The organism is Bradyrhizobium sp. USDA 3364, assembly GCF_054056355.1.
This window is the reverse complement of sequence record NZ_JBSRYG010000002.1, coordinates 2260356-2275911: the sequence shown is the minus strand read 5'-3', so window position 1 is coordinate 2275911 and position 15556 is coordinate 2260356. Positions and strand designations below refer to the sequence as shown.

The 15556-nt window shown below is 65.1% G+C and carries 14 protein-coding genes and 1 pseudogene; 6 read left to right on the top strand and 9 right to left on the bottom strand.

The window, feature by feature from the left end; all coding sequences use genetic code 11:
* Positions 1-52 precede the first annotated feature (52 nt).
* Together ACVILL_RS10545 and ACVILL_RS10540 are read left to right on the top strand one after the other, a co-directional pair.
* Positions 53-1801 (top strand): SWIM zinc finger family protein, encoded by a 1749-nt coding sequence (locus ACVILL_RS10545; protein ID WP_456728993.1) that lies wholly within the window; start codon positions 53-55, stop codon positions 1799-1801.
* Between the two features lie 60 nt (positions 1802-1861).
* Complete coding sequence (locus tag ACVILL_RS10540) at positions 1862-2053, top strand: hypothetical protein (RefSeq protein ID WP_456728992.1); 192 nt, start codon at positions 1862-1864, stop codon at positions 2051-2053.
* A gap of 213 nt (positions 2054-2266) precedes the next feature.
* Here the strand turns inward: ACVILL_RS10540 and recQ are convergent, their stop codons facing one another.
* Positions 2267-4135 carry a DNA helicase RecQ gene (gene recQ, locus ACVILL_RS10535; RefSeq protein ID WP_456728991.1) on the bottom strand — a complete coding sequence of 623 codons (1869 nt, stop codon included), beginning with the start codon at positions 4133-4135 and terminating at the stop codon, positions 2267-2269.
* 121 nt (positions 4136-4256) lie between these two features.
* Here recQ and ACVILL_RS10530 point away from each other — a divergent pair, with 121 nt between their 5' ends.
* The 3 genes and pseudogenes from ACVILL_RS10530 (at position 4257) to ACVILL_RS10520 (ending at position 8311) form a co-directional block, all read left to right on the top strand.
* Positions 4257-5600, top strand: coding sequence for a c-type cytochrome (locus ACVILL_RS10530; RefSeq protein ID WP_456728990.1), 1344 nt, complete (start codon positions 4257-4259; stop codon positions 5598-5600).
* Positions 5597-6088 (top strand): (2Fe-2S)-binding protein, encoded by a 492-nt coding sequence (locus ACVILL_RS10525; protein ID WP_456728989.1) that lies wholly within the window; start codon positions 5597-5599, stop codon positions 6086-6088. The genes ACVILL_RS10530 and ACVILL_RS10525 overlap by 4 nt, the downstream gene beginning before the upstream one ends.
* Positions 6085-8311, top strand: a pseudogene (locus tag ACVILL_RS10520) (molybdopterin cofactor-binding domain-containing protein). The gene ACVILL_RS10525 and the pseudogene ACVILL_RS10520 overlap by 4 nt, the downstream one beginning before the upstream one ends.
* A 3-nt stretch (positions 8312-8314) precedes the next feature.
* Here the strand turns inward: ACVILL_RS10520 and ACVILL_RS10515 are convergent.
* A complete protein-coding gene (locus ACVILL_RS10515) occupies positions 8315-9535 on the bottom strand; it encodes a DUF2235 domain-containing protein (RefSeq protein WP_456728988.1) in 1221 nt (406 codons plus the stop codon).
* Positions 9536-9858: 323 nt separating this feature from the next.
* Between ACVILL_RS10515 and ACVILL_RS10510 the strand changes: the two genes are divergently transcribed.
* The gene (locus ACVILL_RS10510) at positions 9859-10386 is read left to right on the top strand and encodes a hypothetical protein (RefSeq protein ID WP_456728987.1); all 528 of its coding nucleotides are present in this window, start codon (positions 9859-9861) and stop codon (positions 10384-10386) included.
* A gap of 18 nt (positions 10387-10404) precedes the next feature.
* On the opposite strand, the gene ACVILL_RS10505 is transcribed toward ACVILL_RS10510, so the two are convergent.
* The 7 genes from ACVILL_RS10505 to ACVILL_RS10475 all read right to left on the bottom strand — a co-directional run bounded on the left by ACVILL_RS10505 (position 10405) and on the right by ACVILL_RS10475 (position 15505).
* A complete protein-coding gene (locus ACVILL_RS10505; RefSeq protein ID WP_456728986.1) occupies positions 10405-11781 on the bottom strand; it encodes a vWA domain-containing protein in 1377 nt (458 codons plus the stop codon).
* Positions 11782-11787: 6 nt separating this feature from the next.
* Positions 11788-12735, bottom strand: a complete 948-nt coding sequence (locus tag ACVILL_RS10500; protein ID WP_456728985.1) for an AAA family ATPase — start codon at positions 12733-12735, stop codon at positions 11788-11790.
* 163 nt (positions 12736-12898) lie between these two features.
* The gene (locus ACVILL_RS10495; RefSeq protein WP_456728984.1) at positions 12899-13210 is read right to left on the bottom strand and encodes a hypothetical protein; all 312 of its coding nucleotides are present in this window, start codon (positions 13208-13210) and stop codon (positions 12899-12901) included.
* 164 nt (positions 13211-13374) lie between these two features.
* Entirely contained in the window at positions 13375-14007 is a 633-nt protein-coding gene (locus ACVILL_RS10490; RefSeq protein WP_456728983.1) for an HAD-IA family hydrolase, read from the bottom strand.
* A 154-nt stretch (positions 14008-14161) separates the two neighbouring features.
* Positions 14162-14848, bottom strand: coding sequence for a methyltransferase family protein (locus ACVILL_RS10485; protein ID WP_456728982.1), 687 nt, complete (start codon positions 14846-14848; stop codon positions 14162-14164).
* A 99-nt stretch (positions 14849-14947) separates the two neighbouring features.
* Positions 14948-15289, bottom strand: a complete 342-nt coding sequence (locus ACVILL_RS10480) for a hypothetical protein (protein ID WP_456728981.1) — start codon at positions 15287-15289, stop codon at positions 14948-14950.
* Between the two features lie 36 nt (positions 15290-15325).
* Positions 15326-15505 (bottom strand): hypothetical protein, encoded by a 180-nt coding sequence (locus tag ACVILL_RS10475; protein ID WP_076864613.1) that lies wholly within the window; start codon positions 15503-15505, stop codon positions 15326-15328.
* Positions 15506-15556: the final 51 nt, after the last annotated feature.

The following is a 15556-nucleotide window of genomic DNA, read 5'->3' as shown; positions in this document are numbered from 1 at the left end:
GCGGTCGGATATAGTCGGGCCATCGACATCCCTCGCGCGACAGGCCGTGCACATGGCGCAAGCCCGAAAGCGATCCGCGTCCGACGTTAAGGCTGTGGTTCCGACCGGCCGATTCGATATTGCGGCGTTGCAGGAGATCGCCGGTGACAAAACCTTCGCTCGCGGCAGTGCCTATCAGGCGGATGGCCGGGTGGAGGTCATGATGATCGACGACACTCGCGTGATCGCGCGGGTGGCCGGCACCGAAATCTATCGCTGCGAGCTGACCGGGCGAGGCAAAAGCTTTTCCGGTGATTGTACCTGTCAGGCCTTCGTCGATTGGGGCTTCTGCAAGCATCTGACGGCCGTCGCCTTGACCGTCAACGATCTGGAGCCGGGAGTGCTGGCGCAGGCCTCGGGCCGGCTTGCCAAGATTCGTGACCACCTGCGCACGAAGGGTATCGATCGTCTTGTCGAGTTGGTTCTCGATCTCGCCGGGCGCGACCCCAAACTGCTTGAGGAGTTGGAGCTGTCGGCCACGCTCGACACGGCCGACGATGCGACGCTCGTCGCGCAATTCAAGAAGGCCCTCACCGACGCGACCCGGGTCCGCGGCACCATCGAATATCGCGACATGCGCGACTGGGCTCGCCGGATTGACGGCGTTCTCGATCGCATCTCGGTACTGCGCGAAGGCGGCAAAGCCTTACTCGTTCTTGAGCTGCTTGAGCATTTCTTCGCGCGAATGGATGAGGCCCTGACCAAGGTCGATGACTCCGACGGTGGCGGAGGTGCTTGCTACGCACGCGCCCGCGAAATTCACCTTGCTGCCTGCGAGCAGTCAAAGCCCGAGCCAATCGAGCTGGCACGAGCGTTGTTCAAGCGCGAAGTCAGTTCCGACTGGGATTTCTTCTTTGGTGCGAGTGAGACCTATGCCGGGGTCCTCGGCGCGGCTGGACTCGGCGAATATCGCAGGCTTGCAGCCGAGGCGTGGCAGAAGGTGAAATCCAGGCCAAAAAGGCGAACGGAGGTCCGGCCCGGCGGAGAATACGCGCTTCAAGCCATGATGGAGCGCTTTGCCGAACGAGACAATGATGTCGATGGGATCATCGCCATTCGGGCCAATGATCTATCGTCCGCGTATCGCTATCTCGATGTCGCCCAGGTCTGTCTCGATAACGGACGGGAGCAGGAGGCGCTGAAATGGGCGGAAGAGGGGTTGTGGAAATTCGAGGATGAGCCCGACAAAGCTCTAGTTCTCTTTACCTGTGATCTCCTTCAGCGCAGCGGACGAAATGAAGACGCCAACGCGCTGCTCTGGAAGCTGTTCGACAAGGAACCCAGCGTCGACCTGTACCAGCGATTGAAATCCGCCGCTGGCGATCGCAAGGCCAAGATATGTGTTCGTGACGATGCCATCGCCACGCTGAGCGCCCGAGCCGAAAAGTTTGACGTGCAAGACGAATGGGATCTGTTCGGAGCTCCCGATGTTCTTGTCCACGTGCTCATGGCGGAGGGCTTGCTGGCGGACGCCTGGGCGGCTGTCGGCAAGCACGGATGCCGTGAAATTGTGATGGAGGAACTTGCCAAAGCGAGCGAAGCGGACCTCCCGGCGGAGGCGTCGAAAGCCTATGCCGAATTGGTCGAACGCAAGGTTCGAATGGGTGGGCAGGGCAACTACGAGGCCGCATACGCCATGATCAAGCGGATGCGGCGGCTTGACGGAGCCACCCAATATTCCGCCTACCTGGCCGAACTCATGACCCGCCACAAGGCGAAGCGGAATTTTATCAAGCTGTTGACGTCGAAACAGGCCACTTGAGGCGGTGCCACCCCACAGGACATCGTACGTTGCGGCCCGGCCGCTACTTGGAGAAAATCCATGAAACTTGGTTGGCGGCCGCAGAAGTGGCTGGAAAAGAAAAGCAAGTCAGGCTTTCGCGGCTACCCGGTCGGGACGGTGGCATTCTATGGAGCCGACAACCGTCGCGCCAGCAAGGTTGCCGTTGCGGTGATCACGGCGGAGGGAGCGCCGCCCTTCGTATTGCGCAGGTGGTTCTCCGAGACCGGGTGATGTTCGCGACGATCCGACGACCGTCGAGGAGATCGCAACTTTTCTTCGGGCGGAAGAGGTACGCACCGTTGCGCTGTCGCCGACGATGATGGGGTGCCCGCACGAGGAGGGAATTGACTACCCAGAAGGTGAGGTTTGTCCGCGATGTCCCTATTGGGCCAACCGAGAACGCCCCCTGCCGCGCTGAGCATCGTCGGGACACTCGAAGACGGCTTAGCCCTCCGTTGCCTTCACGATCCGGATCAACTCGTCGCCGTAATGCTCGAGCTTCTTGTCGCCGATCCCGGCGATGTTGCGCAGCTCGCTGAGCGTGTCCGGACGCATGGCGGCGATGCCGTCGATGGTGGAATCGTGCAGCACCACGTAAGCCGGCACGCCGCGCTGCCGCGCAACCTCCGAGCGCCAGGCGCGCAGCGCCGCATGCAGCGCGGGGTTCGCAACGCCACCCGGGCTGTCGGCCGCGGGCGCGAGCTCGCCGCGGCGGGACTTGCTGCGGACCGCACGGTTGCGCGCGCCTTCCGGCTGCTCGCGCAGCATCACCGCGGTCTCGCCCTTCAGCACGCCGCGGGCGCTGTCGGTCAGCTTCAACGCGCCAAATGCGTCGCTGTCGGCACGCAGATGACCCATCGCCACCAGCTGGCGCAGCACCGCGCGCCATTGCTTCTCATTGAGCTCGCGGCCGATGCCGAACACCGACAATTGGTCGTGGTTGAATTGCTTGACCCGCTCGGTCAGCCGTCCGACCAGCACGTCGATCAGGTGCATGGCGCCGAAGCGTTGCCCGGTGCGGTAGACGCAGGACAGCAGTTTCTGCGCCAGCACCTTGCCGTCGCGGACGCGGGGCGGCGTCAGGCAGTTGTCGCAATTGCCGCAGCTCTCGTCGCTGCGGGTCTCACCGAAATAGCCGAGCAGGCGCTGTCGCCGGCAATGCACCGTCTCGGCGAGGGCGACCAGCGCGTCGAGCTTGCCGATCGCGACGCGTTTGAAGGCGTCCGACCCGGTCGATTCGTCGATCATGCGACGCTGCTGAACGATATCGGAGAGGCCATAGGCCATCCACGCCGCCGACGGCTTGCCGTCGCGGCCGGCGCGCCCAGTCTCCTGGTAATAGGCCTCGATGCTCTTCGGCAGATCGAGATGCGCGACGAAGCGCACGTCCGGCTTGTCGATGCCCATGCCGAACGCGATCGTGGCGACGATCACGAGGCCGTCCTCATTGAGGAAGCGGTCCTGATGGCGCGCGCGGACGCCGGCATCGAGCCCGGCATGATAGGGCAGCGCGGGAATGCCGGCCTCGCTGAGCGCTGCCGCGACGTCCTCGACCTTGGCACGGGACAGGCAATAGACCACGCCGGCGTCGCCGGCATGCCGATCCCTGATGAAGTTCTTCAGCTGCGTGGTCGCGTTCTGCTTGTCGACGATCTCGTAGCGGATGTTGGGGCGGTCGAAGCTCGCGACGAATTGCGGCGCGTCGGTGAGCTGGAGCCGCTCGGCGATCTCCTTTCGCGTCATCGCGTCCGCGGTCGCGGTCAGCGCAATGCGCGGTACCTTGGGGAAGCGCTCGGCGAGTGCGGACAGGCCGATATATTCCGGGCGGAAGTCGTGGCCCCATTGCGAGACGCAATGCGCCTCGTCGATCGCAAACAGCGCGATCTGCGCCTGGCCGAGCAGATTGAGGCAGCGCGGCGTCAGCAGCCGCTCCGGCGCGACATAGAGCAAATCGAGATCGCCGGCGATCAGCCGCCGCTCGACCTCGGAGGCTTCCTCATAGGACAGCGTCGAGTTCAGCACCGCGGCGTTGACGCCGGCCTCGGTGAGGCCCGCGACCTGGTCGCGCATCAGCGCGATCAGGGGCGACACCACGATGCCGCAGCCATCGCGCAGCAGCGACGGCAGCTGGTAGCACAGCGACTTGCCGCCGCCGGTCGGCATCAGCACCAGGCAATTGCCGCCATCGGTGACGTGGCGGATGATCTTCTCCTGCGCGCCGCGGAAGCCCGACAGGCCGAATACGGAACTGAGCACGGATCGCGCGTCGCGAGGCGGGGCGGATGCGCGATCGAGGGCGGGCTGGGCGGTCATGATCCCTTGCACGATCCCTTGGAATTCCCGGGGTCAACAGGCGGTGATCGAGGTCTTCTTGCCGAACGATACCGGAACGAAGCGTGTTAATACACGTCCCAACAACAAACTCAATTCAGGCATGCCCGGTCAGCTGCGGATCATCACAGGCATTGTCGCGATCGTGCTGGTCGCGGGCGCGGCAGCGGGCTTCGCGGTCGCCTGGCGGCCGCAGATTGCGGCCATTTCCCGGCCGCGGCCCGATACGTTCGACCCTGATATCGTCAAGCGCGGCCGCGACCTTGCGGCGATCGGTAATTGCAACACCTGCCATACCGCGCAGGGCGGCGCGAATTATGCCGGCGGGCTACCGGTTCCGACGCCATTCGGCACCATTTTCTCGTCGAACATCACGCCGGATGCCGGGACCGGCATCGGGGGCTGGCCGGAGGAGGCGTTCGTCCGCGCGATGCGCTCGGGCGTCAGCCGCGACGGGCGGCACCTCTACCCGACCTTTCCCTATGACCATTTCACCAATGTTTCCGACGCGGACGACCGGGCGCTGTATGCGTTCCTGATGACGCGGCAGCCGGTGCACGCATCGCCGCCCGCGAATCAGCTGTCGTTTCCGTTGAACTACCGGCCGCTGATTGCGGGGTGGAAGCTGCTGTATCTGCGCGGCGGCGACGTGCCCTCCGATGCGGCGAGGGGCGTGGAATGGAACCGCGGCGCCTATCTGGTGGAGGGGCTCGCGCATTGCGGCGCCTGCCACACGCCGCGCAACGCGCTCGGTGCCGAGCGGGTGAATGCACAATTCGCCGGCGGCGACGTCGACAATTGGCACGCCTATGCGCTGAACGACACCTCGCATGCTCCGGTGCGATGGACCGCCGACGCGCTCTACGCCTATCTGCGCAACGGCTGGCAAAACGATCACGGCACCGCGCGCGGGCCGATGGCTGAAGTGGTCGGCAATCTGGCCTCGGTGCCCGACAGCGACGTGCGCGCCATCGCCGTGTACATGGCCGATATCGCGGGCTCGCCGGCGCCGGATCGCAAGGCGCCCGCCGATGCGGTGGCGCCATCGACCCCGGCGGACGCAACGCAGGCCAACGCCAAAGGTGCTGCGATCTATGCCGCAACCTGCGCAGCCTGCCATGAGGGCAGCCGCGCGCTGCCCTATGGCGGCGTCAATCTCGCGCTCAGCACGGCGATCGCAAGCCCCGATCCGCGTAACCTCCTCAACATCGTGCTGGCGGGCGTTGGCGCCGTCGAGGGCGAGCGCAGCCCGATCATGCCGGGGTTCGCCGCCAGCATCGACGATGCGCAGCTGGTTGCACTCACGAACTATCTGCGGGCCCGGTTCGGCAAGCGGCCGGCGTGGAACGATCTCGACAAGGCCGTGCGCGACGCACGCATGGTGCAAGCTGCGTCGCTTGCGGCGCGCAACGCGTCTACCGAATCCATACAGCGAGGCAAGCCATGACAACATTGAAGGTCAATGGCCGGGATCATCAGATCGACGCCGATCCGGATGCGCCGCTGCTCTATGTGCTGCGCAATGATCTCGCGCTCAACGCCGCCAAGTTCGGCTGCGGGCTCGGGCAATGCGGCTCCTGCACCGTGATCGTCGACGGCAAGGCGGTGCTGTCCTGCGTCACGCCGCTGCTGCTCGTCGAGGGCAAGCAGGTGACGACGCTGGAGGGGCTCGGCACCGTGGCCGCGCCGGCGCCGATCCAGCGCGCCTTCATGGAGGAGCAGGCGGCGCAATGCGGTTACTGCATCGCCGGGATGATGATGCGCGCGCAGGCGCTGTTGATGCGCAACCCGAAGCCATCGGATGCGCAGATCCGCGCCGAGCTGGAGCCGCATCTCTGCCGTTGCGGCACCCATATGCGCATCCTCCGCGCGGTGCACCGCGCCGCGAGGCTGATGGATACGGCCGACGCCGCACGCGACAGGAGCGTCCGATGAGCGCGCCCGTGGTTCTCGATCGCCGCAGCGTGCTCGCCGGTGGCGGCGCGCTGATCGTCAGCTTCTCGCTGCGTCATGCGGTGGCGCAGGAGCAGAAGGCCGCGCAGGGTCCGGAGCTGCCGGGCAGCCTGGCGAAATCGCCCAATCTGCATTCCTGGATCCGGATCGATGCCGACGGCCAGATCACGGCTTTCACCGGCAAAGCCGAGCTCGGCCAGGGATTCCGGACCGCGTTCCAGCAGATCGCGGCCGAGCAGCTCGATGTTCCCTTCGATGCGCTGAAGGTGATCACCGCGGATACGAGACTCACGGCGAACGAGGGCTACACTTCCGGCAGTCATTCGATGCAGGACAGCGGCACCGCCATCCTGCATGCCGCGGCGCAAGCGCGCGCATTGCTGGTGGCGGAAGCGGCCAAGCGGTTTGACGTTCCGCCCGAGAGATTGCAGACCGGGAACGCGGCCGTGATCGCTCCCGATGGCCGGCGCCTGAGCTATGGCGAGCTCGTTGCCGCGGACATGCTGCATGTCCAGGCGCAGCCGACCTCCGGCCTGAAGGATCCGGCCAGCTTCAAGGTGATGGGCCAGCCGGTGCCGCGCGTCGACATTCCGGCCAAGGTCACCGGCGGCGCGGCCTATGTGCAGGACATGCGGCTGCCCGGCATGGTGCATGCGCGCGTGGTGCGGCCGCCGAGCTACGGCGCGCAGCTTGTGGAATGCGACACGGCCGCGATCGAGAAAATGCCCGGCATGATCGGAATCGTGCGCGACGGCAACTTCCTCGCCGTAGTGGCGGAGAAGGAGTTCGGCGCGGTCAAGGCCATGCACGCGCTGGCGGCTGCAGCGAAATGGCGGGAGAGCGCGATCCTGCCGAACCAGCACGATCTGGAGAATGTGCTGACCGCGCTGCCGTCGCAGGATTTTGCGATCTTCCAGCGCAATGACGCTACCGTGAGCGGCGCGCGATCGCTCGAAGCCACTTACACGCGGCCCTACCAGTCGCATGGCTCGGTCGGTCCGTCCTGCGCGGTTGCGCAGTTCGTCGATGGCGCGATGACGGTGTGGACGCACACCCAGGGCGTCTATCCCGACCGGCAGGCGATCGCCGAGATGCTCGGCATGCCGCAGTCGGGCGTCCGTCTGATCCATGTCGAGGGCTCCGGCTGCTATGGCCATAACGGCGCCGACGATGCCGCGGCCGACGCTGCGCTGATTGCCCGCGCGCTTCCGGGGCGCCCAATTCGGGTGCAGTGGATGCGCGAGCAGGAGCACGGCTGGGAGCCCTATGGTCCGGCGATGGTGACGAAGTTGAGCGCGTCGCTGGACGGCAATGGCAAGATCGCCGACTGGAATTTTGCAGTTTGGAGCAACACCCATTCGATGCGGCCCGGCGGCGCCGGTTCGCTGCTCGCGGCCCAGCATATTGCGCGGTCGTTTGCGGTGCCCGCGCCGAAGCCGCTGCCGCTGCCGGAGGGTGGTGGCGACCGCAACGCGATCCCGATCTACAATTTCCCGAATGCGCATGTGATGCATCACTTCATCCCCGCGATGCCTTTGCGAATCTCTGCAATGCGTGCGCTCGGCGCCTATCACAACGTGTTCTCGATCGAGAGCTTCATGGATGAGCTGGCCGATCTTGCCGGCGCCGATCCGGTCGAGTTTCGCCTAAAGCATCTCGACGATCAGCGCGGCCGCGCGGTGGTCGAGAAGGCCGCGGAGGGATTCGGCTGGGCGCCGGGCAAAAGAGCGCCGCAAAATCGCGGCTACGGCTTTGCGTTCGCGCGCTACAAGAACCTTGCCGCCTATTGCGCCATTGCCTCCCGAAGTGGAGGTCGATCGCGAGACGGGGCGGCCCCGCCTGGTGCGCGCGGTTGCCGCCGTCGATGCCGGCCAGGTCGTCAATCCCGACGGCATAACCAACCAGATCGAGGGCGCCATCGTGCAGTCGACGAGCTGGACGCTCTATGAGAGCGTCACCTTCGACGACACGAGGATCACCAGCATCGACTGGCAGACCTACCCGATCCTGCGCTTCAATGCGGTGCCCGACAGCATCACCGTCCACATCATCAACCGCCCCGGCCAGCCGTTCCTCGGCAGCGGCGAGACCGGCCAGGGCCCGGCCGCGGCGTCGCTCGCCAACGCCGTCGCGCGCGCGACCGGCAAGCGGCTGCGCAACCTGCCGCTCAGCCGCAAGCGGATCAAGGACGCGATCGGTGCATAAATCTCAGACCGTCGGTGGGGGTGGCGCCGGCGGCATCGGCATCGGCTCGACGTCGTAGGTCTTGGGCATGTTGATCGGCTTGTAGGCCGGATCCTTCTCCATGCGCTCAATCACCGAGGCATGGATGGTCGCGCCTTCCGGTATCGGCCTCGGCTCACCGCGCGGCAGATAGAAGCCGAGGAAGGATTTCCGCTCCTTCCATTCCTTCCATTTGTCGCTCTTCGGAATCCATTCCAGGATTTCCCAGGCGGCGGTCAGCGAATTGTGCAGCGGCGCCGTCACGCTCGGCGGCACATATTCATGTGTGTGCGGCGGCAGCGGCATTCCCCAGGCGAGGTGATCGATCAGCGCCTGGTCCATCTTCAGCCCGGCGGCCTTGGCCTGCTCGAGCATCCAGATCAGCGGAAATTTCGACGCTCCGCTCTGGTCTTCCGGATAGCCGCCGCCGACGTCGGAATGCACGCCGGCGAACCAGACCTGGCGGATGTCCTGGTCAACCGCGGTCGACGGATCGAACGGATCGGAGCGGAATTTCTGAGGCTCGATCCAGCGGTTGAGGCGGAACATGCGCCGGCGCTCGTCGATCGAGATTGCCTGCCGGAACCGCCTGACGCTGGAATTGGTGCGGGTGAACAGCAGCGTCTGCAGGTCGAACAGGAAATTGTCCTGCCGCGGCACGATGATCGAGGCCACCGTGTCCCAGACCCCGACGAATTCGATGTCGATGTTGCGGCCACCGGCGATCTGGCTGAAATGCCAGGCTTCCTTCAGCGGCGCATCGTCGAACGTGCCGTCGGACTTCTGGGCATCCGAGCTCGCCTTCTTGTAGGTCGAGAACGCGTAGCCGGCGAGGTCGAACTGGTCGACCGGCAACAGGCCCATCACATGGACGAAGGCCGCGAGCACGCGCACGGTGTAGGCGCCGCGGCTGAAGCCGAACATCCAGACCCGGTCGCGCGGCTCCCAGAGCCGGCACAGGAACCGGTAGGCGTCGAGCGTGTCCTTGTCGAGGCCGGCGCCGAAGGCCAGCCCGAACAGGCCCCGCGCCTCCTGCTTGAAGCGGCCCCAGCTGTTCTGCAGGCCGATCGTGCCGAGACCCGGATGATAGTAGATCCGCTGCCGGTCATCCTTGTCGGCGACGCGAAACAGCTTCAGGACGTTGGAAATATTGGCGCCGATCTCGTTGCCGGTGCCGTCGCATAAGATCACAATATCCTTCGGCATCCGTTGCCCTCGCGGTCGCCGTGAAAATTCGTGGCCTCTATGTACGGCAGAACACAGGGAAGATTCAATCTCCAATTGAGGACGGTTCTGTGTACGCATGACCGCGGGCCGTCGCGCTGAAATCCGCGGCCGGCATCGCGATCGGTTGCGCGCACTCCACAGCGTCCGCAGAATTCAATTGCAACACTTCGGAAAAGGTGGAAATCTGTTGGTCAATCATTGCTGTGTTGCGTTGATATTTGCTCCCTTTCGGGGATTTGGGTGCGCGCGATATCGCCTGCCGCTTTCCGCGGCCTCCTCAACAACGACAGGAACGGATCGGCATGAGCCATCAAGCTCTCGTGACGATCATTCTCGCGGGACTGGTGGTGGGTGCGTTCGGACTGTTCTGGTGGGTCGGCCGCTATTCCGACCGGGTTTTCGCCAACAAATTCCGCACCCGCTTTCCAGAGAAGACGCTGAGCTATAGCGGCGGCCAGCTTGGCGAGCTGGCGCAGTCCGATCTCCGGATGAAATACGTGTTTCCGATCCTGTTCCCGCTCGATCTCGTCGTCATGCTGGTGCTGGCGGGTGCGATGGGCGCGGCGTCATCGCATTGGCTCAACCAGATCTATCCGTCCGCGGCGTGGCTCGGCCTCGTCGTGCCGGCGGTGTATCTGCTCAGCGACCTGATCGAGGATTGTCTGCTGGGATGGCTGCTGTTGCGTGGCGATCCGCTTGCGGCGGCGCGATCCGTCTCGATCCTGAAGGCGATCACGACGATCAAGCTCGTCAGCATCTCCGCCTCGATCGCGCTGACGCTGCTCGCCTTCGTCGGATGGCTGCTCCACACCGACACGCTTGTCGTCTAGGCGCCGCGGCCGAACGGCCTATTGATAGGTCGCCACGATGTCCGACACGGCGCGCTCGAGCTGCTGTGCGGTGGCGCATTGCCGCACCACGGTGCAGAAAGTCGCATAGCGCGGCATCTCGGAATCGCCAAAACCCCAGACCATGCGGCCCTCGGGGTTGAGCCATACCAGCCGCTTGGAACGCTCGCCGATGCGGCGCAGGATGTCGGCGCGCGGATCGAGATTGTTGCTGCGGGCGTCGCCGAGCACGATCACCGTGGTCTGCGGCGTGATCGCGTTCATCCAATTGTCCTCGAAATCCGCGAAGGAATTGCCGTAGTCGGACGAGCCGAAGCCGACCTTGGACATGATCTCCTTCATCGCCTCTTCCGGCGAGTTCGATTCCAGGATGTCGCTGACCTCGATCAAATGGCCCGAGAAGGCGAACGAGCGGACGTCGTCGACGACCTCGTGCAGGCTGTGGATCAGGAGCAGGAAGAAGTCCGAGACGCGGGCGACCGAGCCGGAGACGTCGCACAGCGCGACGATCTTCGGCCGGTCGCGGTGCTTGCGCTTCCATGCCGTGAGGAACGGCACGCCGCCCCAGGCCGCGTTCCGCCGCAGCGTGCGGCGGACGTCGAGATGGCCGCGGCGCTGTCGCTTGCGCGGCTTGGAATAGCGCTCGCGCAGCCGCCGCGCGATCTGGCGGATCAGCGCGCGCATCTGCTCGACCTGGCGCGGCTCAATCCGTGCCAGCGGCGCGTTGCGCAGGATCTCGTTGCGCAAATTCTCCGCTTCCTCGCGGCCGTAGAGCAGCAGCGCCTGCGAGACCGCGTCGCGAACGGTGCCGCGCAGGCCGTTGAGCGCCTCCTGCAGCCGCTCGGCGAGCGCCGGATTGCGCGTCGTCTGTTCGTCGATGTCGTCGCGCAGGCGCTGGATCCCCATCGCGTCGAGGATGCGGGTCTGGAAGATGCCGCGCTGGGTGAAGTAGCGGATGTCGGGCAGCGATGCGGCCCCTGAGGCGTTGGCGATCGCGGTCGAGATCGCGGAGCGGTCCTGCGACAGCAGCATCTGTGCCAGCGAGCCGAGATTCTCGTTGGCCGCGCCGCCCGCGTTGTCGCCATGCTCATCGGCCGACGGGTTGGCGCCGGATTCGCTGCCGTCGTCGGTCCTGTTCTGCTCGGCGCTCTCCTGCTGCGGCTCAGGCTGGCTGAAGAACAGGTCGAAGCATTCGCCGAGCGCGCGCTTCTCGTCCTGGGTCTTGGCAAGCGTCAGCAGGAATGTGTCGCGCAGGATGGCGCGATCGTTGAAGCCGACCTGGGCGACCGCCCGCATCGCATCGATGCTTTCGGCGGGCGAGACCCGGACCCCGGCCCCCCGCGCCGCACGAAAGAAGCGATGCAGGTTCTCGCGCATCTTGGTCTAGCTGAATACGCCCTGGCGCGACGCCTTGGCGATGAAGGACGAGATCTGCGGCGTCGCCGCCTCGATATCGGCCTCGTATTTCAGGAGCACGTTGAGCGTGTCCTTGACGATCTCGTGGTCGAGTTCGTTCGCCTGCAGCAGCACCAGCACCCGCGCCCAGTCGATCGCCTCGCTGACCGAGGGCAGCTTCTTCAGGTCGAGCGAGCGGATCTCGTGGATGAAGCCGACCATCTGCTTGCGCAGCGTCTGCGAGATGCCGGGTACCCGGCTCTCGACGATACGCTCTTCCAGCTTCTGCTCGGGGAAGCCGATATGCAGATGCAGGCAGCGCCGCTTCAGGGCGTCACCGAGATCGCGCTCGCTGTTCGAGGTCAGGATCACGGTCGGCGGCGCCACCGCGGAGACGGTGCCGAGCTCGGGGATCGTGACCTGGAAGTCCGAGAGAATTTCCAGCAGCAGCGATTCGAATTCGGCATCCGACTTGTCGATCTCGTCGATCAGCAGCACGCAGCCGGCGGGCTGCTCCAGCGCCTGCAACAGCGGACGCGGCTCGACGAACTCCTTGGAGAAAAATACGTCGCCGAAGGTGTGGAGCTGGTCGAGCGCGGCGGCCAGCGACTGCGCGCCGCCGAGCACCTCGCCGAGCTTGTCCTTCAGGATCTGGGTGTAGAGCAGCTGCTTGGCGTATTTCCACTCATACAGCGCCTTGGCCTCGTCGAGGCCCTCATAGCATTGCAGGCGGATCATCTTCATGCCGCGCCAGGCGGCAATCGCCTTCGCCAACTCGGTCTTGCCGACGCCGGCAGGGCCTTCGACCAGGATCGGCTTCTCGATTTGCTGCGATAGATAGACCGCGGTCGCGATCTGCCGGCTCGCAATATAGCCTTGTGCGGCGAGGCCGCTCTCCGCGGCCTCGATCGAGGCGGTGGGCCTGGTGTCAGCCACGAGGATCAGCTCCGAATTTGCCTTGAACTCGGACCTGTTCTGCGCCCGTTGCGGGCAAAGCACAAGGCTCGTTTGGCCCGCAAAGGCATGCGGTTAAAGGCTGGGTTTAGCGCATGGTTCCGGGGTATTCCGCCGAACGCAATACCCGCGGAGGCGGCAGCCTTTAGCCGGCGCAGCTCTTCACGAAATCCTTGCGCTGCGGGCCTGTGATCTTCTGGTCGATCGCCTGCTTCAGGCAGTCGAGATGCGCCTGCGCCATGCAGAGCTGCATCTGGTCGTGCCGCTCCTGACCCTTCAGCGCCTTCGCCGCGCTCTGGCATGCCGCGCGCTTCGCACCGGGCACGGGTGCGGCGGCCGAGTTGCTCTCTTGCGCGGGAGCTGCCGCCGGCGCGGGGGTCGACGTTGATTGCGCGAATGCTGCGACCGAGACCAGCAGCGAACCAGCCGAGACGAGGGCTATGACAAGAGGTTTCATGGATGTGCCTCCTCAAGCATGAGCCGGAACGTGAATCGGTTTCCGGGCGGTCATGCTCAGACCAGAAAGGATCACGGTGCGACTTGAGGATCGCTTGTGATCCGGGGAGGCCGACACTTAGAGGCCGCCGCCTGAATGCGGCGTGAATAGGCGCGGTATCGGCTTCACCTCAGCGTGAGGCCGGTCGCGGCCTCGAGCTCCGAGATCGCCTGCGCGGCGTTCGCGACCTTGATCGTGGTCATGCCCATCTCGCGCGCCGGCTTCAGATTGACGCCGAGATCGTCGAGATAGACGCAGTGCTTCGGGTTCACCTGCAGCGTCCCTACCATCATCCGGTAGATGCGCGGATCGGGCTTGCGCAGGCCGATCTTGGCGGACTCGATGACGTGGTCGAACAGCGCCATCACCTCGGCGACATAGAGCGTGCGTCCGCTATGGCTGCCGATTGCGTTCGACGGGAGATTATTGGTGATGCAGCCGGTCTTGAACTTCGCCTTGATGCGCTTCAGCGCCTCGACCATTTCCGGCCGCAGGTCGCCGGAGAGCAGCGGCAGCACGTCCTTGCCGCGCACCTCGGCGCCGAGCGCCTTCGATTCCGTGGCGAACAGTTCGTCGAACGCGTCGATGCCGATCTCGGCACGCTCGAACTTGGCCCAGGCGTTGTCGAGATGGTTGGCGGCGTTGGTGCGGCGGATGATGTCGATCGGCAGGCCGCGCTCGGTCTCATAGCGCGCGAATGCCTCGAACGGCGAGGTGGTCAAGACGCCGCCGAAATCCCAGATCACTGCTTCGATCATCAAGGTCCTGCCCGTTGCAAAGCGGCGGCTTCGCCTCGGGTCGTCCGGCTCTTCGGCTGGAGACAGGGAAACGCGCGTCCAGCCTTCTTTATTGGAATTGCCGCCGGTCAGGCAAGCCGCCAGATTGCGGCAAAATCCGCCACGCGGAACGAACTCACCAGACCATCGGTACCAGGCGATAACGCACGCGCGCGAGATATTCGGCATAGCCGTCGAGCTCGGCGGTGAGCATCCGTTCTTCCATCATCAAGCGCAAGCCGAGCAGCGCCGCCATGATCGGCACGATGGCAAGGCCATACCAGGATCCCAGCAGCAGTGGCGTGCCGATATAGGTCAACAGGCCGCTCGCATAGATCGGGTGCCGCACATAAGCGTATGGTCCGGTGGTTACCGCAGCATGCCCGCGCTCGCGCTGAATCTTCACGACCGGCGCGGCGTAGCTGTTTTCGCGGTAGGTCCGGTAGACGATGTAGAACGACGCCGCGATCATGACAGCGCCTGCGCATTGCAGCCAGAAGGGGACGAGCGATGTCTGACAACGGACTGCGTCGAGCGCCATCAACGGCAGCCATGTCAGCCACAACGGCGGCATGATCGAGGTGATGTTGCGATCCCACCCGACCTGACCGTGCGAGGTGCGCCGCTCCGCCAGCAATCCCGGATCATGCCTAGCGAGCCAGGCTTCGGTGATCAGCCCTCCGACGGTGATCTCCAACAGGAACGCCCAGGCGCCGGTCCATCGCATCGTGCCGGCCGCGAGGAACAGGAGCGTTCCGAGGCCCGCACATGTGAAGGCGGCGCCGCGCAGATTGGTGCGAGGATGATTGCCGTTCTCGTTCATGTCTCTCTCCGGCGAACGGCAACGGCCGCGCCGCGGAATCGGGCGGGCCGTTGCATGCCTGGGCGGCGGATCGAAGCGACGCTCAGTGCGCGAAGCCGGTCACGATCGCCGGGTCCAGTTTCGCGCCTGTCCGGAATAGACCCTGCTCGGCAGCGCGCGCGCCGCGGGATCGAGCAGGATCTTCATCGCGGTGTTGAGCCGCTCCTCCGAATGCGGCGAGCCGTCGTGGCGCATCTGCTGCGGAGCCCCGGGGCCCTGCGGCGGTGCCATATAGGCCGACGTCGTCGGCGGGGCGGGCGTGGTGGCAATCTTCGGGCGGGCGACAAGTGCTGCTTCCATCGGGCGCCGGGCCGCGACGATGCTTGACGCGGCGGATGGCGCTCCTGCGGGCGGCGGAGAGGCGGCGCTGTCGGATCCGGATTTGCGGGGCGGTCTTGCCATGGCATCGGCTCCATAGGTTCGGTGATGACGACGATTTCAGGATTTGTCTTCGTCGGATGTGGTCCGTTTGGCGATGATCGGGTTGCGATCGCTGATCGCGGCGAGCAGCGAGGCGTGGCTCACGACTGATCCCACGACGATCTTGCCGGAGGGCTCGATCCGGCGACCGTTCTGCTGCTGTTGCTGTGGGCTCCGGGCGGTGGATTTCTGCATCATGGCGGCCTCCTTGAGGATGGGTGGGGCCCGACAGCGCCGGGCCCCGAGTTT

What these genes read in the sequence shown, in the direction of transcription:
- ACVILL_RS10485 (WP_456728982.1), bottom strand. Translation starts at nt 14,848, where the DNA reads ATGAACGAGAACGGCAATCATCCTCGCACCAATCTGCGCGGCGCCGCC.
- ACVILL_RS10515 (WP_456728988.1), bottom strand. Translation starts at nt 9,535, where the DNA reads ATGCCGAAGGATATTGTGATCTTATGCGACGGCACCGGCAACGAGATC.
- ACVILL_RS10530 (WP_456728990.1), top strand. Translation starts at nt 4,257, where the DNA reads ATGCCCGGTCAGCTGCGGATCATCACAGGCATTGTCGCGATCGTGCTG.
- ACVILL_RS10510 (WP_456728987.1), top strand. Translation starts at nt 9,859, where the DNA reads ATGAGCCATCAAGCTCTCGTGACGATCATTCTCGCGGGACTGGTGGTG.
- ACVILL_RS10490 (WP_456728983.1), bottom strand. Translation starts at nt 14,007, where the DNA reads ATGATCGAAGCAGTGATCTGGGATTTCGGCGGCGTCTTGACCACCTCG.
- ACVILL_RS10545 (WP_456728993.1), top strand. Translation starts at nt 53, where the DNA reads ATGGCGCAAGCCCGAAAGCGATCCGCGTCCGACGTTAAGGCTGTGGTT.
- ACVILL_RS10495 (WP_456728984.1), bottom strand. Translation starts at nt 13,210, where the DNA reads ATGAAACCTCTTGTCATAGCCCTCGTCTCGGCTGGTTCGCTGCTGGTC.
- ACVILL_RS10540 (WP_456728992.1), top strand. Translation starts at nt 1,862, where the DNA reads ATGAAACTTGGTTGGCGGCCGCAGAAGTGGCTGGAAAAGAAAAGCAAG.
- recQ (WP_456728991.1), bottom strand. Translation starts at nt 4,135, where the DNA reads ATGACCGCCCAGCCCGCCCTCGATCGCGCATCCGCCCCGCCTCGCGAC.
- ACVILL_RS10475 (WP_076864613.1), bottom strand. Translation starts at nt 15,505, where the DNA reads ATGATGCAGAAATCCACCGCCCGGAGCCCACAGCAACAGCAGCAGAAC.
- ACVILL_RS10525 (WP_456728989.1), top strand. Translation starts at nt 5,597, where the DNA reads ATGACAACATTGAAGGTCAATGGCCGGGATCATCAGATCGACGCCGAT.
- ACVILL_RS10480 (WP_456728981.1), bottom strand. Translation starts at nt 15,289, where the DNA reads ATGGCAAGACCGCCCCGCAAATCCGGATCCGACAGCGCCGCCTCTCCG.
- ACVILL_RS10505 (WP_456728986.1), bottom strand. Translation starts at nt 11,781, where the DNA reads ATGCGCGAGAACCTGCATCGCTTCTTTCGTGCGGCGCGGGGGGCCGGG.